The organism is Myroides injenensis M09-0166 (genome assembly GCF_000246945.1).
Classification (GTDB): domain Bacteria; phylum Bacteroidota; class Bacteroidia; order Flavobacteriales; family Flavobacteriaceae; genus Flavobacterium; species Flavobacterium injenense.
This window is the reverse complement of sequence record NZ_BAEX01000138.1, coordinates 1-4708: the sequence shown is the minus strand read 5'-3', so window position 1 is coordinate 4708 and position 4708 is coordinate 1. Positions and strand designations below refer to the sequence as shown.

The window sequence follows — 4708 nt, the reverse complement described above, 5'->3', positions numbered from 1 at the left end:
GTATAATTATAGAATAACCCTAAATTTGTATAAGGACGTTAAGAAAGTTAACCTTTTAAAAAAAATTATTATGAACAAAACAGAATTAATCGATGCTATTGCAAAAGATGCAGAAATCAGCAAAGTTGCAGCAAAAAAAGCTCTAGAATCATTTTTATCAAACATTGAAACTACTTTAGCTAAAGGAGACAAAATTTCATTAGTAGGATTTGGATCTTGGTCTGTATCTGATAGAGCTGCTAGAGAAGGAAGAAATCCTCAAACTGGTAAAACAATCAAAATCGCAGCTAAAAAAGTTGTAAAATTTAAAGCGGGATCTGAATTAGAAAGTGCTGTAAATACTAAAAAATAATTATACAACCTTTTATAAGGTATAATTAAAACCTCATTATTTTAAATAATGAGGTTTTTTTATAACTTTAGATTATCAATCTTACTATAATAAAATATGCCAATATTAAATAAACCAATAGAAAAAGGAGATATCTTATTATCTCTTCCCACTGCATCATTTGAAGAATTAGAATTCTCAAGATCAGTTGTATTAATCGCAGATCAGCATAGCGAAGGAACAGTTGGTTTTATCATTAATAAGGCGCTAGACATTACACTAAACCAACTAATGCCAAATATCACCACTTCATTAACAATCTATAATGGTGGACCTGTTGAGAATGACAAATTGTTTTGTATTCATTCTTGCCCAGATTTAGTCATGAATAGTCACCATATTTATAATGATCTATATTGGGGAGGTGATTTTGATCAAATACTTACGTTATTAAATCAAGGCATACTTAACAAGGACAACACAAAATTCTTCTTAGGCTATACTGGGTGGGATTATGGTCAACTAAACATTGAACTTAGTAAACATTTTTGGCTTAAATCAGAGTCAAAAATAAACACACAAGACTTTTATACAAAACATTCAAAAATGTTCTGGAAAAATAACCTTAAAGAATTTGGAAGTCAATATAGTATTTGGCAAAATGCACCAGAAAATCCTAATAACAATTAAAGGAATCTAACCTTAGCATTTAATTTTGTAATTAAATCTTTAGAAACCTCTGTCGTATATTCTTTCTTTCTGTATTTTGTAATTGGTTGAATCCCTACAATAGCATTAGTCAAAAACATCTCATCTGCTTTTTGAAGTTCAAATGGTGACACAGAACTTTCTTCTAATGTATAATCAGGATGTTTCTCAATAATTTCCATAATTTGCTTACGCATAATTCCCTTTACGCAACCATCTGCTAAAGGTGGAGTCTTTATAACCTTATCTTTTACAACAAACAAATTGCCGTTAAGCCCCTCTACAATACTTTTAGCATCATTAATAAGTAGGCAATTTTGATAATCATTTTCTTGAGCAAAAATACTACCAGTAATATTAATTAAGCGATTCGTTGTCTTTAAATTAGACAATAAATGGGAAGTCACATAAAAATCTTTGTAAATTTCAACTTCATAAGGAGAAGAAGAATATGCAAATAAGGGATTCGACAATGGTTTTATTGACACTATATAACCTATTTTGCGAGAAAGTGGCAAGTAAGTACCTTCTGCATCTCTAAATACTGTAAAACGTACTCTATAAGCATTAGAAGGATGTTCTTCGCTATCAATAACTTTAAGAATCTCATCTTGAAAAAATTCCATTGTAAAACTCATAGGAATTTCCATTCTTAAAATTCTCATAGAAGACATTAATCTAAAATAATGATCTTCTAAAAATAAAACTTTATTATCTAAAACTCGTAATGTCTCAAATAGGGCATCTCCATATAAAAAACCTCTATTCTCTTCAACTGATATATTACCTTTAGAAACTAATGTGCCGTTAACATTAATCATACTTTTGTTTATCTGATTACTATTAACGGCAAATATAAGCTATATTGTAGAAATTATGCGGATCCTAATACTTGTTTTAAATCCATTATTTGATTTTCCCACAATTGTTTTGATTCTTCTACTTCATCTGAAAAAGCAAAATCTGTCACGATTAAAGTAACATCTTTCGTTAATTCATCTCTATGAATTCTAATCTCAAAGTAATACTCTGTCTCTTTATCATCCTCATTTAACCATCTATAACGTACTCTTTCGTCAGATTTGCGAGTGACAACGCGAGCTTTCTCTTCTGAATCTCCCCAAATAAAAGAATAAATCTCTCCTCTTGAATTTACATTATCTGCAAACCACTCACTAAGTCCCGATGGATCAGATATATACTGATATAATAATTGTGGTGAAGAATTAATTGAAAACTCTATTTCATACTTTTCTTTCATAGCCGTATCTTAATTTTATTTTTTCGAATATAAACATAATTTCGAAATAAAAAAATATTTTTTAACTCACTTCCCATTTGTTTTAAAAAGATTTTATTTTATCTTTGCACCCGCATTACAGAAGTAATACCAACAAAAATGGCGAGGTAGCTCAGTTGGTTAGAGCGCAGGATTCATAACCCTGAGGTCACGGGTTCAACTCCCGTCTTCGCTACATAGGTAAAAGGACATAATCAAAAGATTATGTCCTTTTTTTATTTTATACTAATAAATAGCCTTTATGGGATCAGGTTCAAAGGTTCTGTTTATGTGTAAAATTTGGTTAATCTCTATAGGAAAGAACCAATGCCTCTTACTCCTATAAATTGAACTTTTAAAGGTTTTATTATCACATTAAAAGATTCAGCAGTAGCATTAATACTTCTAAATTCTCTCTAATTTAATTATGCCATTAAAACATTTCTTATAGACATAATTTTTATATTAAATATAAAAAACTGAGATTTCTGATCTAGCTCCAAAACGAATGGGCAAAATACTACTACCTACTCCTTTTGATACATACAATGGCAAATTATTTTTGTGATACCAACCTTTCACATACTTTCCACTTCCTTCTGGTATAAATGGGATATAACCAAAAAAGTTAATTTGTCCACCATGGGTATGACCACTTAAAACTAAATCTATTTGATTTTTATATTTGACGATTTTGTCATAATATTCAGGACAATTATTTAATACAATAGGGTAATCGCTACTTATGTAATTCTCCATTACCTTATCAATATCTGGTTTTCCTCCCAAAAGATCATCAACTCCACTGATACTTAAAGTTTTATTTTTTTTGGAGAATTGAACTGTATTATTTATTAATAACTCACAATTATATCTTTTATAAATTGCTTTCAATTTTTGGATATCAACATGTCCCCAATATTCCCAATTACCTAAAATTGCAATCTTCTTAGTCTTGGGCAATGTCTTTAGAAAATCCTCTAATAAATCAATATTATCTTTTTTATCTATAATATCTCCTGTTAACAATATGATATCTGGATTTTCTTTATTGATTTTCGCACTTATTCTATGAAGGGTATATGTAATGTTATTTAAATGTAAATCTGATAATTGGAGAACTTTGAAGTTATACTTACCTTCACTACTAGACTTCATAAAATATTTTTTAGTTTCAAACAGGAAAAATTCTAACCAAAAAATATCAATCGTAAAAATAACAAGTATAAAAACAATTATTTTTTTTATAAATTTTCTTCTATTTATTCTTTTCATTTCTTAAACCCAATGATTAAAATTGAAATTAATGTATTGACTACAGCTAATATTTTTATAACACTAAGTATAAAATTATTCAAATAACCATAAGGAGTGCCTTCTCTTAAATTTGTTAAGTTCTGTTCTTTGTAAAAAATCAATAATGAGTAACGCTTCCTTTTAATTATAGCAAAATTTTACATTTTATTACAATTCTAATTTTTTAATAAACTTACCACATATTTAAACAAAGAAACAACACAAAACACTTTTATTTAACTATATTTTTAAACTAAAAATCAATTAATAAAAACAGTAATAAAAAAACAAATCACCTTGACTCAAGTTTTAAACATATCAAGTAATACTATTTATTTCAAAACTTCCCTTCTAATCTAAAGACTTACCTATACCACTAAGCTAAGAGGTAGTAAATATTATTTTTCTCATTTTCATCAGATTAGTTATTTTTTTGATTATTTTTATATTAATAGCAAGAGAAACTATCTTGGTATTACTGGTAAAACACACTTCATATACAACATTTTCAGCACTTCATTAAGTATCAATTTGTCGTGTATTTATTAATAAATTACTTAGTTCAAATTGGTAGAATTTATTTACCAGCAAGGGAAACACAGGTTTCTTATATCCCAATCCAATTAATTTTTCAAGAATCGTCCATTATTAAGTTTAGGCTCCTTCTAATCTGGTTTGCAATGTTAGTAAAATCATTACATGATGAATCCATAATGACTCCATTAAATTCTATTGTTTTAATAGAGTCACTATGGACTTACTATGGACTCACTATGGACTCATCCACCATAAATCTTGTCTCATCCTACTATAACTGTACAGCTATAGTTAATAATCCTACCATTTACTGTACAGTTTTTCACTAGTCCTTTTATGACTGTACAAGTTTTGCTTTTTGTTTACTAGTTTTATAATAATTCTTCCATCATTTAGTAAAGACTGTGTCGTTCTATAATAGATATAAAGTGATAATTCAACATTTTCTTTGCTGTGATGATTATTACAATTAAGGTTTTAAAAATATAAATAACAACTTCTAGGTAACAAGTAATAAAAAGAATTATAAAAAATAGAGCGATCCATTTCAGAAATGA

General features: G+C 28.0%; 5 protein-coding genes and 1 tRNA gene. 3 read left to right on the top strand and 3 right to left on the bottom strand.

Annotated features, from left to right (window positions below; translation table 11 throughout):
• The first annotated feature begins 70 nt into the window (after positions 1-70).
• Positions 71-352: an HU family DNA-binding protein gene (locus tag RH98_RS14680; RefSeq protein ID WP_026038942.1), complete on the top strand. Its 282-nt coding sequence runs from the start codon at positions 71-73 to the stop codon at positions 350-352.
• 96 nt (positions 353-448) lie between these two features.
• Positions 449-1021 (top strand): YqgE/AlgH family protein, encoded by a 573-nt coding sequence (locus RH98_RS14675; protein ID WP_010257093.1) that lies wholly within the window; start codon positions 449-451, stop codon positions 1019-1021.
• On the opposite strand, the gene RH98_RS14670 is transcribed toward RH98_RS14675, so the two are convergent.
• Complete coding sequence (locus RH98_RS14670) at positions 1018-1860, bottom strand: aminotransferase class IV (RefSeq protein ID WP_010257090.1); 843 nt, start codon at positions 1858-1860, stop codon at positions 1018-1020. The two genes, RH98_RS14675 and RH98_RS14670, sit on opposite strands and share 4 nt — an antisense overlap.
• Before the next feature lie 53 nt (positions 1861-1913).
• The gene (locus RH98_RS14665) at positions 1914-2300 is read right to left on the bottom strand and encodes an START-like domain-containing protein (RefSeq protein ID WP_010257086.1); all 387 of its coding nucleotides are present in this window, start codon (positions 2298-2300) and stop codon (positions 1914-1916) included.
• A 140-nt stretch (positions 2301-2440) separates the two neighbouring features.
• Between RH98_RS14665 and RH98_RS14660 the strand changes: the two genes are divergently transcribed.
• Positions 2441-2514 (top strand) — tRNA-Met (locus RH98_RS14660).
• A 269-nt stretch (positions 2515-2783) separates the two neighbouring features.
• Here RH98_RS14660 and RH98_RS14655 read toward each other — a convergent pair.
• Positions 2784-3476 (bottom strand): metallophosphoesterase, encoded by a 693-nt coding sequence (locus RH98_RS14655; RefSeq protein ID WP_010257083.1) that lies wholly within the window; start codon positions 3474-3476, stop codon positions 2784-2786.
• Between the last annotated feature and the right edge of the window lie 1232 nt (positions 3477-4708).

Bases quoted from the DNA above. Each gene is read 5' to 3' on its own strand.
- RH98_RS14655 (WP_010257083.1), bottom strand. From the start codon at position 3,476: ATGAAGTCTAGTAGTGAAGGTAAGTATAACTTCAAAGTTCTCCAATTA.
- RH98_RS14665 (WP_010257086.1), bottom strand. From the start codon at position 2,300: ATGAAAGAAAAGTATGAAATAGAGTTTTCAATTAATTCTTCACCACAA.
- RH98_RS14675 (WP_010257093.1), top strand. From the start codon at position 449: ATGCCAATATTAAATAAACCAATAGAAAAAGGAGATATCTTATTATCT.
- RH98_RS14680 (WP_026038942.1), top strand. From the start codon at position 71: ATGAACAAAACAGAATTAATCGATGCTATTGCAAAAGATGCAGAAATC.
- RH98_RS14670 (WP_010257090.1), bottom strand. From the start codon at position 1,860: ATGATTAATGTTAACGGCACATTAGTTTCTAAAGGTAATATATCAGTT.